The organism is Synechococcus sp. PCC 6717, from assembly GCF_022698185.1.
GTDB classification, from domain to species: domain Bacteria; phylum Cyanobacteriota; class Cyanobacteriia; order Thermosynechococcales; family Thermosynechococcaceae; genus Thermosynechococcus; species Thermosynechococcus lividus.
This window is the reverse complement of record NZ_JAKLTV010000003.1, coordinates 105,455-121,209: the sequence shown is the minus strand read 5'-3', so window position 1 is coordinate 121,209 and position 15,755 is coordinate 105,455. Positions and strand designations below refer to the sequence as shown.

Here is a 15,755-nt window from a genome sequence, read left to right as displayed (position 1 = left end):
CCCCATCATGCTGACCGCACAAATCACCTTGCTGGTCTACGGGGCACTGCTTTTGGTGGGCGGAGCAATCGGCTATGTGAAGGGCAAAAGCTCCAAGTCTCTGGTCGGGGGGCACGTACTGGGTCTCGAACTGACTGAACTTGGCCGTGCAGTCCTTCACAACCAGCCTTTTGAGTACCGAGGGGCGAGGAGTGAGAAGGGAGGAGTGAGAGGAAGAAATCTCTTCTCTTTGCTCTCTCCTCTCCATGCTGGGCAAAGTTCAGCTTCGTAGGGACTCCGTCCCGCTAAAGCGACCAGTGTTGCGTAGTCTTTCAGAGCGGCTTTGCGGATTAAACCACCGCTCGATGATGTGGCAAATCTGCCGGGCGGCGGTGCCATCGCCAAAGGGGTTTTGGGCTTGGGCCATGCGGGCATAAGCTTGCGGGTCTGTGAGCAATTCTCGGGCTGCCTTCAGGATCCCTTCGGGATGGGTGCCCACCAAGCGGGCGGTGCCGGCGGCAATCGCTTCAGGACGTTCGGTGGTCTGCCTCAGCACCAGCACCGGTTTGCCCAGGGCAGGGGCTTCTTCTTGAATGCCGCCGGAGTCGCTGAGAATGAGGGTACAGCGCTGCATGGCGCTCACCCAGAGGGGATAGTCCAGAGGCTCAGTGAGAAAAGCCCGCTCATGGGATCCCAACAGGGCTTGCAGGGGATCCCGCACCAAGGGGTTGGGATGGAGGGGCAAAAGAAGGGCGGTATCGGGAAACTCGGCCAAAATCTGCAGCAGAGCCTTGCCGATGGCAGTTAAGGGATCCCCCCAATTTTCGCGTCGGTGCACGGTAACCAGCAGGACACGGTAGCGCTGCCAGTCCAGGCCGGGAATGGGGCAGGGGATCCCTTGGGAGGCCACCTGCAGTAGGGCGTCGATGACAGTGTTGCCGGTGCAGTGGATGGATCCCACCACGTGGCTTCGCTTCAGGTTGTCAACGGCTTGGGGGGTAGGGGCAAAGTGCAGGCTGGCCAACTGGGAGATCAGGCGGCGATTGACCTCTTCGGGGAAAGGATTGTAGAGATCATCGGTGCGCAGTCCGGCTTCCACATGCCCAACCGGGATCCGGTGGTAAAAAGCTGCCAAGGCGGCAGCGAAGGCGGTGGTGGTATCTCCCTGCACCAAAACCAGTTGAGGATGTTGCTCTTGAAAGTAGAGTTCTAGGCCCCGCAAGGTGGCTTCGGTGATGTCCGTCAAGCTTTGGCGGGGGCGCATGATCGCCAGATCCCGATCCGCTTGCAGACCGAATAGCCGCATCACCTGATCCACCATTTCCCGATGTTGTCCGGTCAAGATCAGCTCGGTGCGCAGATGGGGACTGGCACGCAGGGCTTGAATCACCGGGGCCAGCTTAATGGCTTCGGGCCGTGTGCCCAAGATCACGGCAACGAGGGGAAGAGAGGCCATAAGCTCAAGGACATCGGCACCTGTAGGAGATGGGAAGCGCAGCTCATTGAAGCAAGGCCACCAACAAACCACTAACAAAAACCACTAACAAAACAGAGGCGGCGAAGGGCGTGGGTTGCTCAAGGTCGCAAGCCACCGAGATGTAGACTCTGCTGAGTCAGGCTGAGGGCAATGTCGAGACGAGAGGAACCACAAGGGGGCTATTGCTGCTCACCCCGATCTTACCCTCAAGCTGCTCCGCCGATTGTTCACCGGATGAGCTGGAGAAAAAGGGTTGACGGGATCCCACTCCTGCAACTAGCCTAAAGGAGGCTGAAGAGATCCTCTTCTGGCTGTCCGGGTTGTTTCGGTTAACCTTTTTGGAGGAAAACGTTCAACAGCATGGACGCTTCCGGTAGTCGTAGCGCCAGCCACCAGTGGATGGTCTTCGAGGAGCACGTTCTTGAAGATTGGGCTCTTACTGGTGTCTTCCTTTTCCCCGCTGACAGCTTCTGTCGTCGCTTGAGAGGATCCCGTTTCGCCAACGCGAAGGGGTGGGAGAGTTTTCCCGGCTAGCTTTTGACTTGGGTGGCTCTCTCAGTCGGCGACGAACAGATGAGCTGAGCAGAGCCTTACCTGAGCAATGGGTTTGTGCAGCCCTGTTCAGAAAAGGGGAGATCAGGAGTAATTCCGAGGGGATTCCCCTTGACTTTCCCGTTGTGGGTTTTGGGGTTTCCGCAGGCCTGGGGATCCCTTGGAGTCCCTTTTATCGGCTTGGGCGCTTGCGATCCAAGCTGGGCTTGGAGGCTTGGCGCTAGACCTACGGCTTGCTGCGCGGCCATCCAAGGGTTTCAGGGCTTCCCTGTGAGCCTCGGAGCACCGGTTGGCTGTTGACCTCCTGGTTCTCTTCATCCCGGCTGACCCCAACGTTCGGAGGTTTATCATGCGGCACAACATTCTTCGCGATCTCCTAACCCCTGCTTCCTTGGAAGCCGCCAAGCGAGAGGCCAACCGCGCTCCCATTGCCGAGCTGGTGCAGCAGTTGATGGAGATTTCACCTCGGCAGCGGGTTTTGGCTTTCCGCTTGCTGGAAAAAGACAAAGCCATTGCAGTGTTTGAGTATCTGCGGCCCGAAGAGCAGGCCGATCTCATTCGCAGCATGGAAAGCCCAGAAGTGATCCGGCTGGTAGAAGCCTTACCTCCGGATGAGCGGGTGCGTCTGTTTGAGGAGTTGCCGGCCAAAGTAACCAAGCGCCTCATTGCCAACCTCAGCCCAGAAGCTCGGGAAGCAGTGAATATCTTGCTGGGTTATCCAGAGCGCAGTGCCGGTCGGCTGATGAACCTGCGCTACTTGTCGGTACGGGATACCCTCACCGTCGGGGCTGCTCTGGCCAGCGTGCGGGACTCTCAACTGGGAGACGATGAGCTGGATGTGATTTTTGTGGTGGACGATCAGCGGTTCTACAAAGGTTTGGTTCGCACCGTGCGCCTCGTGAAAGCAGATCCGGATTTGCCCATTCGGGAGCTGATTGAGGGATCGGATAGTGTTGCTCGGGTTACCGACCGGGATCTCCAGGCAGCCCGTTTGCTCAAAGATTCCGGCTTGCCGGCCATTCCGGTGGTGGATACGGAAGGGCGCTTGGTGGGAGATATCACCTTTGAAGATGTCATCAACTTGGTGGAAGAAGAAGCCACCGACGCCGCTCTGGCCCAAGCAGGGGTGGGCAGCTTGCTCAGCCGAGACAAGGTTTGGAGCGAGCGCCTGGTTAAAGGCTCCCGTTGGTATGCCGTCCGCCTGCGCATCACGTTTTTAATCATCACCTTGATTGGCGGCATGTTGGTGGGGGGAGTGATCGAAACCTTTGAGGAGGTGTTGGAGGCGGTGACGGCAGCGGCTATTTTCATCCCCTTGGTCATGGATATGGGCGGTAATGTCGGTACCCAATCCACCACGATTTTTGCCCGTGGCCTGGCCTGGAACCACATCAACGTGCGGCAGTTTTTCCCCTATTTGCTGCGGGAAGCCAGCATTGGTGGCATTATCGGTGTGATCCTGGGGGCCACGGCTGGGGTGATTGCCTACTTCTGGCAGGGGGCACCCAATGGGATCCCACAATTGGGTCTAGCGGTGGGCTTGGCTCTGGCCGTAGTGATCACGTTGGGGGCTATCTTGGGCGCCATTTTGCCCTGGGTGATGTTAAAGCTGGGCTTTGACCACGCTCCGGGAGCGGATCCTTTTATCACCACCATTAAAGACTTCACCGGACTCTGGGTGTATTTCATGTTGGTAGGTTGGTTGGTGGGCGTTGAAGTCGAGTTTTAAGGCCACCATCTCTATAGCTATTCCCGTGGGCAGTGCAAATCCATTCCGGGCTTCCCTGACCTCAGGGGATCCTCCGGGGGGGCCACGAAAGCAGCGAGCTAGGGAAGTCTCTCAGATTCTCATTCCATTCAATTTGTCCAAATCTATATCTTATTGAGGAGGTGTGCCATGACCTTGAAAGTTCTATCTCCCTTGGCTGCTGCTCAATTTCGGTCACGGCTGCAGCAGTATGCCTATCGGGTGGGCATAACCTGTGCTTTAGAAACAGGTGGTAAGCTGGCCCCAGAATCCGCCTTTGCTCAACTGGAAGCCCTCTGGCAAACCTTGCAACAGGAAGCCACTGCCCTTGGGATCCCAGATGAGGATGGCTAAACTTTATCCTTTCACGAGAACCGGAGCATGACCTGGATTGACTTCACCTTGCGTTTGGCCGTTGCCTTTGTCCTGGGATCCCTCATTGGCCTGGAGCGACAGTGGCGGCAGCGTATGGCCGGCTTACGCACCAACACCTTGGTGGCCACGGGTGCAGCTTTGTTTGTCATGCTCTCGGTTCTCACCCCTGATGAAAGCAGCCCGACCCGTATTGCGGCCCAAGTGGTATCGGGGATTGGCTTTTTGGCCGGTGGCGTGATCCTCAAGGAAGGAGCCAGCGTCCGTGGCCTGAACACTGCCGCCACCATCTGGTGTGCAGCCGCGGTGGGAGCCTTTGCCGGATCGGGGTACATTCCCCTTTGCAGAGACACTGACTTGGGAAAAGCTCCTGCTCAGGGTAGACTCCTGCGAAACCTTTTATGATGGTATCATTCTGCGCTTAACCCCTAAAGAATATGCTTTACTTGAGCTTTTTTTGAAGAACGGCAGCCGCATTTTGTCACGCCAGCTCATTCTAGAACGAGTCTGGACATTTGATGACCTGCCTGGGGAAGACACGGTCAAAGCGCACTTGCGCAGTCTGCGTCAGAAGCTGAAGTTAGCAGGAGCACCCCCCAACTTAATTGAAACAGTGTATGGCTTGGGCTACCGACTTAACCCAACTCTCCAATCTGCGGTTTAACCGCCTGCGTAACCGCTTGCTGCTGTTTTACTTTTTGGCCATTACAGCAATTTTAGTTTTTTTTGCAACGGTGATTTACGTCCTTGTATCCCGCGATCGCCAACAGCAATTTGACCAACAATTGCAGCAGATCGGTACTTCCGCAGCGGGAATCTGGGAGGTGGTGTACCACGAATATGAAGAACTGACGACAATACAGGCATACTGGTTGACGCGCCAAGCGGCGACTCGCCCCCATCGATTTATCGGCAATCTAATCGCACCTGCACTCTACAATCTTACAGAAGTCTTACTAGAAGGCAGGGTCTATCGGACTTGGTATGCTAATGTAACATGCTATACGAAATCTGAGATATGCAGCTACTTCTAACTGATCTACTCAACCTACCTGGAATTGAGGTTGAAGATTATACCGATGTTGCGGGAGAATTGATTCTTATAGTGGAAGCAAAGACAACCGAGGCGATTTGCCCACGTTGCCAACAAAAAAAAGGAGCAAAAACCTCCGAGAGCGGTGCAGTTAACGCTGCTTGAAAAGAGAGGGGTGTACAATGGCTAGCATTGACTGCTTTTCCGCTGTGCTCGATTGTGACAGGTGCGCTTGGTCGATCTATTACTTTTACTTTCAAAGCTCTTGCCCCCCCTTTTTTACCCGCTGTCACTGGTCTGTTGGGCATTAATCTTTACAATGGTGTGCTTTTGGCGTGCCCCTCAACAGGCGGCGATCGCCCTCGCCATTGGCTTTTTGATTCTGGTGCTGAGTGGCAATGACTATGTGGCCGCTGCCCTGATGAAATCTCTAGAGCAGCAACATCTGCCCCCGGAACCGATGCCTCAAGCAGCGGCGATCGTGGTGTTAGGGGGAGCTGTTGTGCCCCAAACCACCCCCCGTCCTTGGGTTGAAGTGACCGAAGAGGGCGATCGCATTCTCTATGGTGCGCGTTTACAGCAACAGGGCTATGCTCCCTATCTAATCTTGAGCGGTGGCCGCATTGGCTGGTTAGGGGAAACCTCACAACGGGGAGAAGCCGCCGACATGGCGGAAATTGCCCAGACCTGTGGGGTACCTGCCAGCCAAATTCTGCTCGACTCCACCTCACTGAACACCTATGAGAATGCTGTAAACTACTCCCAGCTAAAGCAGGGAGCTTTCAGTAGCCCTGCAGTTAGCAAGCCAACCGCGAGCCTCTGGGGTGGTTTACAACACCCCCAATCGACCGTTACCAGTGCCTTGACCAACCGTTTCTGGTGTCCGCAGTATTATTATACCCTAAGGCAACTAAAGTTGCTAAAGGAGCTTTCTTCCCCGTACTGAAGTACGAGGCTTCCAGCCTTACCCGTTGTGAACGTGAAAAAGTTACTAGCGGCGCAGAACATCACCGGCAAACTACTGCTGGTGACCTCGGCCTACCACATGCCCCGCTCCGTCGCAATCTTTCGCAAACTTGGCCTAGAGGTCATTCCGGCACCCACTGACTATCGCTACCCCTCCATTGCCCGCTCATTGACATGGCAGAATCTCTTCTTGAGCCTCATTCCTACTCCCTATAATATGGACATCACTACCATAGCGCTGCGGGAATATCAGGGACTACTGATCTATCGTCTGCGGGGTTGGCTCTAAAGCTCTTTGGCCGCTAGAAACTGCTGAGAGGCCTCCACAAAGGCAGCCGTGGACTCGTAGGGCAGAACATTACGCCCCGGAATGACAACTCCTTCAGCATTCGGAAACGTTTCGGTGTAGAACTTCAGGCGATCTAGGGGTGAATCTGCAACGCCATCGCGACTAATACTGGACGCTTGATTCCCCATTACCACCAAAACAGGCTGGTGTACATGCTTCATCGCACTGCGATAATCTTTGCGCCAAAACCCTGAAAGGAAGGAATACACCGCGTGGCGGCTGTCTAGGTTGGCACAACCCGCTGCCAGCATCCGCAACCACTCAGAATCCACCGCGTCTGGCTGAGCAAACAGCTGATCAATGGAAAATTGGCGCAAGAAGCTTTCTTGGCGAGCATAGAGATAAAACCCCCAGCCCAAGGGAGAGTCAAAAAGATTCCAACGCACCTGTTGCCAGTAGCGATCGGTGTATTCGGTAATCAGTGACGCGGTTGGTGGCCCACTCAAGATCATCCCCCGTATGCGTTCAGGACACTGGCTCACTAGTTCCATGGCCACTGGAAACAGTGCCCCCTGCACCACTAGCACCACCACTTGGTCAATCACTGATTCAATAAAGAATTTTAACTGCGCTGCCCAGTCCTCAGGATAGTAGGCCACATGAGGCATAGCACTCTCGCCACAGCCGAGTAAATCTGGGACATACAAGGGGCGATCGCCCTCTTGCCAGGCGGCAATACACCGATCCCAAAAGCGCCCCGATAACCCCACCCCCACCGGATGAATGAACAGCAGCGGTGTTTGAGTTGCAGTGGCGGGGGCAAACCGATAGGCACAGGAGAACCCTTGCCAGTCATAGGTTTTCGTTGGTAGTGGCTGCATCATTGGCCTCTTGCAGGGGAGTTTAAGAAACGTAACTGAGCCAACCATTTGAATGGTGGCAGTGTTACTCACCCTTACAATATGGCCAATTCCTGATAGTTGGTAGTAATTTTAACCAAACTTTTCCCTGTACTTAACCTGATTTCTAAGACAAGGTGATTATTCTGGCGAATGAAGGGTGTGAAAGGTTCAGCCATTGCGAATGCCTTCGCAAACATGTTGCGGCCACACCCAGCCTAGATGCTATATTGCATGTCCGAATCTATCGTTGTTTACTCCGCTAGGGAACATCATCATGTTCACATCTGCAAAAACCTATGCCCGTTTAGGGGTTCTGGCAGCTGTCACTGCTCTCTCGGCCAGCCTCATGCCCCATGCCCTCTCCCAAGGCACGCCTACCGTACGCATTGATGGCTCGAGTACCGTCTTTCCAGTTACAGAAGCTGCTGCCGAAGCGTTCCAAAAAGCCCAAGGGGGTAAGGTACGAGTCACCGTTGGTGTGTCTGGTACAGGTGGTGGTTTCAAGAAGTTCTGCCGTGGTGAAACAGATATTTCCAATGCATCGCGCCCCATCTTGGCAAAAGAAATTGCTGATTGTAAAGCAGCGGGGATTAGCTTTATCGAATTGCCTATTGGCTACGATGCCCTCACTGTTGTTGTCAACCCTCAAAATACATGGGCAACAAACTTAACGGTTGATGAGCTGAAAAAAATCTGGTCTCCCGACTCCAAGATCAATAACTGGAGCCAAGTGCGTCAGGGATTCCCCAACTTTCCTCTGAAGCTGTTTGGTGCTGGGGCTGATTCAGGTACCTTTGACTACTTTACTGAGGCCATCAACGGCAAAGCCAAAGTGAGCCGTAAGGACTATACGGCCAGTGAAGACGATAACGTCTTAGTGCAAGGGGTGTCTCGGGAGCGCGGTGCCCTTGGGTATTTTGGCTATGCTTACTACGCCGAAAACCGTAACCGCCTTAAAGCGGTAGCCATCGACAATGGCAAAGGGCCTGTACTTCCTTCGGAACAAACCGTGCTCAATGGTACCTATCAGCCCCTCTCTCGCCCTATTTTCATTTACGTTAACTCGCGATCTGCGCAACGCCCCGAAGTCAAGCAATTTGTGACCTATTACTTGAATAATGCACCTGCACTAGTGAAGAAAGTGCGGTATGTTCCCCTGCCTACTAGTGCTTACAAAACCATTCTGGCCAACTTTAACAAAAACCGGGTTGGTACTGTCTTTGGTGGGAAAGAGGCGATTGGGCTGACAATTAACCAACTGCTAAAAATGACCCCTCAGTAAATTCTGATTCTTTTTTTCTACAGGGTGGAGGTAAATGCTAGGCCTGCACCCTTTTAACTTTTTTTGGTTGGACGCGCACTGATGGTAGAACAACCCTTCCCCTCTACAAATAAGGTTCCCCTTACCCTGCCCTCCCGCACTATTAGGCTTTGGCGAGAACGGATTATTGCCACCGTGCTGTTTTTAGCAGCCATCTCTTCGGTGATCACCACCCTCGTGATCGTTTACATTTTGTTTGCAGAAACAATGATCTTTTTTGAAAAAGTGATGGAGGAGCACCAAGAGTCCCTTCTTGCAGCATTAGTGGAGTTTTTCACGGGGACTGAATGGTCACCCCTGATTCAGCCCATTAGCATTGGCATTTTGCCGCTGCTCTCGGGCACCTTTACCACTTGCGTGGTGGGCAGTTGCGTCGCTATCCCCTTTGGTACCATTGCCGCCATCTACTTAAGTGAATTTGCCCCTGCTAAAGTAAGGGAGTTCCTCAAGCCGGTTCTGGAACTACTGGCGGGCGTGCCCACGGTAGTCTATGGCTATTTTGCTCTCCTGTTTGTTACGCCCATGCTGCAAAAAATCATCCTAGAGGTTCAGCAGTTCTTTGCTCCGGGGAAGGAGTCTTGGGAATACTTTGAGCTACCGGGCTTTAATATGCTGGGAGCCGGTATTGTTGTAGGGCTGATGATTGTTCCTTACATTACTAGCTTGGCGGAGGATGCACTGCGAGCCGTGCCCGTACATCTACGGGAAGGCTCGTACGCGATGGGGGCAACCCGCTTGCAAACTGCCATTAAGGTTCTCATGCCTGCTGCTACCTCCGGGATTGTTGCCGCCTATATTTTGGCCTTGTCGCGGGCGGTGGGCGAAACGATGATTGTTGCCATTGCCGCTGGATTGCAGCCAAAGCTAACGTTTAATCCGTTAGAGGGAGCTGCGACCACAACCGCCTACATTGTGTCGGTGAGTTTAGGCGATTTACCCCACGGCTCCCTAGAATACCAGTCGATTTTTGCTGCTGGAATCATGCTCTTTGTGGCAACCTTGATTTTGAATGTTGCGGGGTACTTTATTAGTCGCCGCTATCGGGAGGTGTACTAGATGCCCAATCATTTTAGCCATCCGGCAGCAATTTTGCGCTCCATCCAAGTCCGTAAGCGCTGGGAAAAGGTGTTTATTGTCGTCGGTGTCTTTTCTCTGTTTATAGCACTGGCAACCCTTGTGCTTTTGGTCTCTGATCTACTGATTCGCGGCTGGCCAATGTTAAATTGGCGGTTTTTTACGTCTCCTCCCAGTAGCGATCCTGAAGAGGCGGGGRTTTTAGTTGCGTGGGTGGGCAGTCTGCTAGTCATTTTTGTCACTGCGTTGGTGGCGGTTCCCCTTGGCATTGCAGCAGGAATTTACCTTGAGGAGTACGCCCCCAAAAATTGGCTGTTGGACTTTATTGAGATCAACATCACTAATTTAGCAGGCGTTCCTTCAATTATTTACGGCTTGCTGGCGCTAGGCTTTTTTGTCTATATCCTCAACTGGGGGGAAAGTATTCTTACCGCAGGCTTTACGTTGGCATTGCTGATTTTACCGATTGTGATTGTAACGACTCGGGAATCGTTGCGAGCCATTCCCCAAGGCATCCGTGAAGCGGCCTATGCCGTCGGTGCCAGTCGTTGGCAAGTGATTGCGGACCATGTGCTGCCCTATTCGATGGGGGGTATTCTCACTGGCATTATTGTGGGTATTTCCCGGGCAATTGGCGAAACTGCACCGCTCATTACCATTGGTGCATTGACGTTTATTACATTTCTGCCGGACTCACCGCTAACGACTCAGTTTCCCTTTATTTCGTTTAACTGGGTATGGGCACCTTTTACGGTGTTACCCATTCAAATGTTCAATTGGGTGTCCCGACCTCAAGATGCATTTCAGATCAATGCCGCAGCGGCAGGGATTGTGCTGTTGGTTCTCACGCTTGGTGTCAATGCTTTGGCAATTTATCTGCGTTATCGTTTTCGGAAAAGTATCAAATGGTAAACCCTAACGATTCTGTTACCTCAACAACAAATCCGCCATTGCAAACTCTTGCTGAAGTGCGGAATTTAAACTTTTACTATGGGAATAAATTGGCACTAAAATCAATCAATTTGCCGGTTTATGAAAAAAAAGTAACGGCCTTGATTGGTCCATCGGGCTGTGGCAAAACTACGCTGCTGCGCTGTTTTAACCGGATGCATGATCTCTATCCCGGTAACCGCTATGAGGGAGATATTCTTTTGGGGCATGAGTCGCCCCGCAATCTCCTCAAAATGGATGCCATTGAAGTGCGGATGCAGATTGGCATGGTTTTTCAAAAGCCAAATCCGTTTCCGAAGTCTATTTATGACAATATTGCCTACGGTTTGCGGGTGCGCGGTATTAACAATCGGGCTGTGTTGGATGAGGTGGTAGAGCGATCGCTGCGGAGTGCGGCATTGTGGGATGAAGTGAAGGATCGTCTCAAGGAATCAGGAACGGCGCTCTCGGGAGGACAGCAGCAGCGTTTATGTATTGCCCGTGCCCTGGCAACCGATCCGGCCATCATTTTGTTTGATGAGCCAACATCCGCCTTAGACCCGATTGCTACGGTCAGTATTGAGGAGCTGATTACGGAACTTAAACATCAAGTGACGATACTGATTGTCACCCATAATATGCAACAGGCCAGTCGTGTGTCGGAATATACGGCCTTTATGTATTTGGGGGAGATCGTTGAGTACAATCCGACGGCAGTGATCTTCAATAATCCTCAGGAGCAAAAAACCGCAGATTATGTCAGTGGTCGCTTTGGCTAGGCAGCAGCGGCTGTTTGGTCTTAGGCCACCTGAAGATCTGGCCTAAAATGTAGCCGCAATCACGGATTCACGGCTAGGCTACGGTTAATTATTTAGATCAGATTATTTTATTATTTTAGGGAGAATTAGCCGTGACGGCTGCTGGTGTTGTTGTGGGTTGCGATCGCCTGCCATCGGCTCAGGAGATTGCCCAAGCCTTGGCGCTGCGTCTTGCTCCCCAAGCCACCAGTGTGCGTGTTGCATACGCTCAAGATGGTTGGAACATTCTCCTTGAAGCAGAGCAGATTCCTGATCAGCGTAGCTGCCTTGATGCTCTCGGGGATTTGCTTACTAGTTCTCTGCTGCAACCCATTGATGTCTATGGGCGGCAACTGGGGGGTAGCCAGCCCGGTTGGGGAGTACGCTTACGTCCAAAGGATGTGCCAGCGCCCGAGCAGGTTGGGCAGAGGAGCGATCGCCCCTACCGCACGGAGCCACTGCTGTTGGCTGCGGGGGTTGCCATTTTATTCAGTGTGGGAGCCGGATTACACTGGCAGTCTCCCAGCGTTTGGCTAGAGGCCGCACCCGCCGCCAGTCCGGCTCAAGTGCGTTCAGTGATTTTGAATGCTGCTGCTACACTTGCGCCAGCCACTCCACCCCTGTTTCGCTATGTACCGCCGGAGTCGTTTCGCGGTCGGGTCTTTAATTCTGTGCCCCTTGCCGCTGGCCAAAAGCTCATTGCCTTAACCTTTGATGATGGGCCTGATCCGATTTATACGACTCAAGTGCTAGATATTCTGGCAAAGGAAAATATCAAAGCCTCCTTTTTTGCGATCGCCAGTGCGGTTGCAGCGTATCCGGAATTGGCACAGCAGATTGTGCAGGAGGGACATACCTTAGCCAATCATTCGTGGTCGCACCGCTATCATAACTACACGCCTAGCGCCGCCATGCGGGAAGTTGACCACACCCAGCAGTACATTGAGCAGGTGACTGGCATAAATATCAAACTATTTCGGCCGCCGGGGGGGCGCTTAAATAATGGGCTAGCGAGTCGAGCCACCCAGCAGGGGTATGGGGTGGTGATGTGGTCTGTGGATCCACAGGATTGGCTACCGGGCCAAACCAGTGAACAGATTGCCACTAGCGTTATTCGTCAGGCGCATCCGGGGGGAATTGTCTTGCTCCACGATGGCGGGGGCAACCGTGCGGCAACGGTGGCGGCCTTGCCCAAAATGATTCAAGACTTACGCGCCAAGGGTTACGAATTCCTCACCCTGCCCGAGTTGCTACAGGCCAGTGACCCCAGTGGGGAGCTACACCACCCCGAATGGTTAACCATTCAGGAAACGGCACAGTTAGAGGTTTTGGTCGCTAAGCTAGAGGCGCGCTGTCAGGCGCTGCGGGCAGAGTTGATCGCCAGCAGCCCGCTGGAACCCGCGCAACGGCATCAGATTGCTGCCGCCCTCAAAGAGCAACAGCAAGCGTTATCGTGGGTGCAACAGCGGCTTGCCTTTGAAATCATTGCGGAAAATCGTTATCAAGCAGCATTCGCTATGGGGCAGCAGGCACTGACTGCGGCGAAGGCACAAGAGTGGGCGGTGGTAACTCACCAATTGCAAGGGGCGATCGCCGAATTAGAGCGTATTTCTGAGCGCTCGTTCGTTTATCCCCTCGCCCAAGTGAAGCAACGCGAGTACAAACGGCTCTTAGATCGCACTCCCAATGTGACATCCTCCCGACGCTGACCCTACGGGTACAGCGCGGGACGTATCGCTCCCCGAACCACTCATTAGTTAAAAACCTAAAATAATAGGCAAGTGTCAATTGTCTGTGGGAAAGGCCAAGTTTGTAGCATAATTGTACCTGTTCGCCTCACGCCCTAGCCAATGAGTGTAAGGGGTGTGGCGGCAGTGCTAAGGCAAGGCTCAAATTCTTAGGGAGTTCCATGGGGCGTACGATTGTCATTACCTCTGGCAAGGGGGGCGTGGGTAAAACCACGACCAGTGCCAACATTGGTATGGCCTTAGCCAAGTTGGGGCGATCGGTGGTACTCATCGATGCTGACTTTGGGTTACGGAACTTAGATTTGCTCCTGGGGCTGGAAAACCGAGTTGTCTATACGGCCATTGATGTGTTGACGGGTCAGTGCCGTCTAGATCAAGCCTTGGTAAGGGATAAGCGTCTGAATAAACTGGCATTACTCCCCGCTGCCCAGAGCCGCAATAAAGATGCCATCACTCCCGATCAAATGCGGCAGTTGGCTACGGCGCTAGCTAAGCACTATGACTATGTGCTAATTGACTGCCCAGCAGGCATTGAAGGTGGCTTTCGCAATGCCATTGCCCCAGCCCAGGAAGCCCTAGTGGTGACCACCCCGGAAATTGCAGCGGTGCGGGATGCGGATCGCGTGATTGGCTTACTGGAAGCCTACCGTATTCGTAAAAGTCATTTGATTTTGAACCGGTTGCGACCTGCGATGGTGGCGGCCAACGATATGATGTCAGTGGAAGATGTGCAAGAGATTCTTTCAATTCCGCTGCTGGGGATTGTCCCCGAAGACGAAAAGGTGATTGTCTCCACCAATAAGGGAGAGCCGCTGGTGCTGGCTGACCCACCATCCTTAGCTGCACAGGCATTTTTGAATATTGCCCGTCGTTTGGAAGGGGAGACCGTTGAATTTTTAGATCTCCATGCTGCTACCGGCGGACTTTTTAAGCGCATTCGCCGTTTCTTTGGGGCAAAGGGATGATTAGTGAACTGCTGGAGCGGCTGTTTACACGCACGCCCCCCAGTCGCACCACGGCCAAGGAGCGGTTAAAGCTAGTGCTGGCCCATGATCGCACTGCCTTGACCCCTGACATTTTAGAAAATTTGCGTCGCGATATTCTGGAGGTGGTCTCCCGCTATGTGGAGTTAGAAACCGATGGGTTAGAGGTTTCGCTGGAATCGGATCAACGCACAACGGCTCTAATTGCAAACCTACCCATTAAGCGCCTTAAGGTGGCCGAACCAGAACCGCTTCAGGACATTGATCAGACACCGCATTCTCAGGAGGCGGATTCCAATTGAGTGCATTAACAGTCGGTTTAGGGGCGATCGCCACCGTCGCGATCGCACTACAGGCACCATGGGTAGCAATTTTATTGGCGCGGTTATGGGCTGGGTTAAAACGACCTCAACCCTTACAACCTCAGCCGTCTTGTTTAGCCAATCTGGGGACAGTAACCATTGTCGTGCCCACTCTCAATGAGGCTCAGCGCTTACAACCGTGCTTGGAGGGGTTGATGCGCCAAGGCTATGAGGTTCGCGAAATCCTGATTGTGGATAGTCACTCCCGCGATGGCACGGCCGATATGGTGCGAGCAGCACAGCAGCGAGATCCGCGCCTGCGCCTAGAGTTTGATCCGCCGCTTCCGAAGGGATGGGTGGGGCGGCCTTGGGCATTGCACACCGGCTTTTGTCGCGCTCATCCTCAGAGCCAGTGGATTTTGGGAATTGATGCCGATACGCAACCTCAGCCCGGTTTAGTGGCCAGTCTGTTGTACACAGCAGCAGCCGATGAGCTGGATGTGGTCTCTCTCTCGCCGCAGTTTATCCTCAAGTCGGCGGGAGAATGGTGGCTGCAACCGGCGCTACTGATAACGCTCATCTACCGCTTTGGGGCAGCGCGGGTGGTAGAGTCCCAGCCGGAGCGCATTCTTGCCAATGGCCAGTGTTTGCTGATTCGCCGGTCTCTTCTCGAGCAACTGCAAGGCTACAGTGCGGCACGTTCCTCGTTTTGCGATGATGTGACCTTGGTGCGCACTGCGGCGGCACGGGGGGCGCGGGTTGGCTTTCGAGATGGTTCACGGCTGCTCAAGGTGCGGATGTACGAGGGGATGGCGGAAACTTGGCGGGAGTGGGGGCGATCGCTGGATTTGAAGGATGCAACTCCCGTAGCCCAAGTATGGGGGGATGTCTATTTTCTCTGGGCGGTACAAGGATTGCCGTTGCCCCTATTCTTGCTGACCCTTGCGGGGTTAACAGCGGCTCCCCCTCTGTTGCCTCTGCAACTGGCCATGCTCTTGAACGGGGGGCTGCTGCTGATTCGCATGGCGATGATGGTGGCGATCGCGCCGGTGTATGATTGGCACCACAGACAAGGATCCGCGTTCTTTTGGCTGTCGCCTTTTGCTGATTTCCTTGCGGTTTGGCGCATTAGCCTCTCCTCTGGGCAGCGCCCCAAACAGTGGCGAGGCCGCCAGTACAGCGCTGTGTAACAGGTTGTAATCTCCCTAATTCCGATCAAGAAGTAGGATATACTAGCCACTAGGCAACACTGCTCTTGATTGTGTCGTGCGAGTCCAACTTTC

The 15,755-nt window shown here is 53.6% G+C and carries 17 protein-coding genes and 1 pseudogene; 16 read left to right on the top strand and 2 right to left on the bottom strand.

Annotation, left to right across the window (positions count from 1 at the left end):
• Positions 1 to 7: 7 nt before the first annotated feature.
• Positions 8 to 271, top strand: coding sequence for a TMEM14 family protein (locus tag L5470_RS04795; protein ID WP_414358080.1), 264 nt, complete (start codon positions 8 to 10; stop codon positions 269 to 271).
• On the opposite strand, the gene wecB is transcribed toward L5470_RS04795, so the two are convergent.
• Entirely contained in the window at positions 260 to 1,435 is a 1,176-nt protein-coding gene (wecB, locus tag L5470_RS04790; protein ID WP_499498495.1) for a non-hydrolyzing UDP-N-acetylglucosamine 2-epimerase, read from the bottom strand. The genes L5470_RS04795 and wecB overlap by 12 nt on opposite strands.
• Before the next feature lie 922 nt (positions 1,436 to 2,357).
• Between wecB and mgtE the strand changes: the two genes are divergently transcribed.
• The 7 genes and pseudogenes from mgtE to L5470_RS04755 all read left to right on the top strand — a co-directional run bounded on the left by mgtE (position 2,358) and on the right by L5470_RS04755 (position 6,415).
• Positions 2,358 to 3,737 (top strand): magnesium transporter, encoded by a 1,380-nt coding sequence (mgtE, locus tag L5470_RS04785; protein WP_499498493.1) that lies wholly within the window; start codon positions 2,358 to 2,360, stop codon positions 3,735 to 3,737.
• A 168-nt stretch (positions 3,738 to 3,905) separates the two neighbouring features.
• Entirely contained in the window at positions 3,906 to 4,109 is a 204-nt protein-coding gene (locus tag L5470_RS04780) for a DUF7219 family protein (protein ID WP_238376758.1), read from the top strand.
• Between the two features lie 27 nt (positions 4,110 to 4,136).
• Positions 4,137 to 4,457, top strand: a pseudogene (locus tag L5470_RS04775) (MgtC/SapB family protein); the annotation flags it as partial.
• Entirely contained in the window at positions 4,423 to 4,791 is a 369-nt protein-coding gene (locus L5470_RS04770; RefSeq protein ID WP_499498491.1) for a winged helix-turn-helix domain-containing protein, read from the top strand. The pseudogene L5470_RS04775 and the gene L5470_RS04770, both read left to right, overlap by 35 nt.
• Positions 4,745 to 5,161 (top strand): hypothetical protein, encoded by a 417-nt coding sequence (locus L5470_RS04765; RefSeq protein WP_499498489.1) that lies wholly within the window; start codon positions 4,745 to 4,747, stop codon positions 5,159 to 5,161. The genes L5470_RS04770 and L5470_RS04765 overlap by 47 nt, the downstream gene beginning before the upstream one ends.
• A 318-nt stretch (positions 5,162 to 5,479) precedes the next feature.
• The gene (locus tag L5470_RS04760) at positions 5,480 to 6,106 is read left to right on the top strand and encodes a YdcF family protein (RefSeq protein WP_499498487.1); all 627 of its coding nucleotides are present in this window, start codon (positions 5,480 to 5,482) and stop codon (positions 6,104 to 6,106) included.
• Positions 6,107 to 6,133: 27 nt separating this feature from the next.
• Positions 6,134 to 6,415: a YdcF family protein gene (locus tag L5470_RS04755; protein ID WP_499498485.1), complete on the top strand. Its 282-nt coding sequence runs from the start codon at positions 6,134 to 6,136 to the stop codon at positions 6,413 to 6,415.
• Here the strand turns inward: L5470_RS04755 and L5470_RS04750 are convergent.
• Complete coding sequence (locus tag L5470_RS04750; RefSeq protein WP_499498483.1) at positions 6,412 to 7,299, bottom strand: alpha/beta fold hydrolase; 888 nt, start codon at positions 7,297 to 7,299, stop codon at positions 6,412 to 6,414. The two genes, L5470_RS04755 and L5470_RS04750, sit on opposite strands and share 4 nt — an antisense overlap.
• A gap of 292 nt (positions 7,300 to 7,591) precedes the next feature.
• On the opposite strand from L5470_RS04750, the gene L5470_RS04745 reads away from it, so the two are divergent.
• The 8 genes from L5470_RS04745 to cruG all read left to right on the top strand — a co-directional run bounded on the left by L5470_RS04745 (position 7,592) and on the right by cruG (position 15,662).
• On the top strand, positions 7,592 to 8,599 hold the full coding sequence (locus tag L5470_RS04745; protein ID WP_157768325.1) for a PstS family phosphate ABC transporter substrate-binding protein: 1,008 nt from the start codon (positions 7,592 to 7,594) through the stop codon (positions 8,597 to 8,599).
• Positions 8,600 to 8,680: 81 nt separating this feature from the next.
• Positions 8,681 to 9,694 carry a phosphate ABC transporter permease subunit PstC gene (gene pstC, locus L5470_RS04740; RefSeq protein WP_499498481.1) on the top strand — a complete coding sequence of 338 codons (1,014 nt, stop codon included), beginning with the start codon at positions 8,681 to 8,683 and terminating at the stop codon, positions 9,692 to 9,694.
• Positions 9,695 to 10,624 (top strand): phosphate ABC transporter permease PstA, encoded by a 930-nt coding sequence (gene pstA / locus L5470_RS04735; protein ID WP_499498479.1) that lies wholly within the window; start codon positions 9,695 to 9,697, stop codon positions 10,622 to 10,624.
• Positions 10,618 to 11,421: a phosphate ABC transporter ATP-binding protein PstB gene (gene pstB, locus L5470_RS04730; RefSeq protein WP_499498477.1), complete on the top strand. Its 804-nt coding sequence runs from the start codon at positions 10,618 to 10,620 to the stop codon at positions 11,419 to 11,421. Before pstA ends, pstB begins: the two co-directional genes overlap by 7 nt.
• Before the next feature lie 131 nt (positions 11,422 to 11,552).
• Complete coding sequence (locus tag L5470_RS04725) at positions 11,553 to 13,148, top strand: polysaccharide deacetylase family protein (protein ID WP_499498475.1); 1,596 nt, start codon at positions 11,553 to 11,555, stop codon at positions 13,146 to 13,148.
• 200 nt (positions 13,149 to 13,348) lie between these two features.
• Positions 13,349 to 14,152 (top strand): septum site-determining protein MinD, encoded by an 804-nt coding sequence (minD, locus tag L5470_RS04720; RefSeq protein ID WP_099798337.1) that lies wholly within the window; start codon positions 13,349 to 13,351, stop codon positions 14,150 to 14,152.
• Positions 14,149 to 14,472, top strand: a complete 324-nt coding sequence (minE, locus tag L5470_RS04715; protein ID WP_099798336.1) for a cell division topological specificity factor MinE — start codon at positions 14,149 to 14,151, stop codon at positions 14,470 to 14,472. Before minD ends, minE begins: the two co-directional genes overlap by 4 nt.
• The gene (cruG, locus tag L5470_RS04710) at positions 14,469 to 15,662 is read left to right on the top strand and encodes a 2'-O-glycosyltransferase CruG (protein ID WP_499498474.1); all 1,194 of its coding nucleotides are present in this window, start codon (positions 14,469 to 14,471) and stop codon (positions 15,660 to 15,662) included. Before minE ends, cruG begins: the two co-directional genes overlap by 4 nt.
• The last annotated feature ends 93 nt before the right edge of the window (positions 15,663 to 15,755 follow it).

Coding starts and splice junctions, on each gene's coding strand:
- L5470_RS04795 (WP_414358080.1), top strand. CDS start 8: ATGCTGACCGCACAAATCACCTTGCTGGTCTACGGGGCACTGCTTTTG.
- wecB (WP_499498495.1), bottom strand. CDS start 1,435: ATGGCCTCTCTTCCCCTCGTTGCCGTGATCTTGGGCACACGGCCCGAA.
- mgtE (WP_499498493.1), top strand. CDS start 2,358: ATGCGGCACAACATTCTTCGCGATCTCCTAACCCCTGCTTCCTTGGAA.
- L5470_RS04780 (WP_238376758.1), top strand. CDS start 3,906: ATGACCTTGAAAGTTCTATCTCCCTTGGCTGCTGCTCAATTTCGGTCA.
- L5470_RS04765 (WP_499498489.1), top strand. CDS start 4,745: ATGGCTTGGGCTACCGACTTAACCCAACTCTCCAATCTGCGGTTTAAC.
- L5470_RS04760 (WP_499498487.1), top strand. CDS start 5,480: ATGGTGTGCTTTTGGCGTGCCCCTCAACAGGCGGCGATCGCCCTCGCC.
- L5470_RS04750 (WP_499498483.1), bottom strand. CDS start 7,299: ATGATGCAGCCACTACCAACGAAAACCTATGACTGGCAAGGGTTCTCC.
- L5470_RS04745 (WP_157768325.1), top strand. CDS start 7,592: ATGTTCACATCTGCAAAAACCTATGCCCGTTTAGGGGTTCTGGCAGCT.
- pstC (WP_499498481.1), top strand. CDS start 8,681: ATGGTAGAACAACCCTTCCCCTCTACAAATAAGGTTCCCCTTACCCTG.
- pstB (WP_499498477.1), top strand. CDS start 10,618: ATGGTAAACCCTAACGATTCTGTTACCTCAACAACAAATCCGCCATTG.
- minD (WP_099798337.1), top strand. CDS start 13,349: ATGGGGCGTACGATTGTCATTACCTCTGGCAAGGGGGGCGTGGGTAAA.
- minE (WP_099798336.1), top strand. CDS start 14,149: ATGATTAGTGAACTGCTGGAGCGGCTGTTTACACGCACGCCCCCCAGT.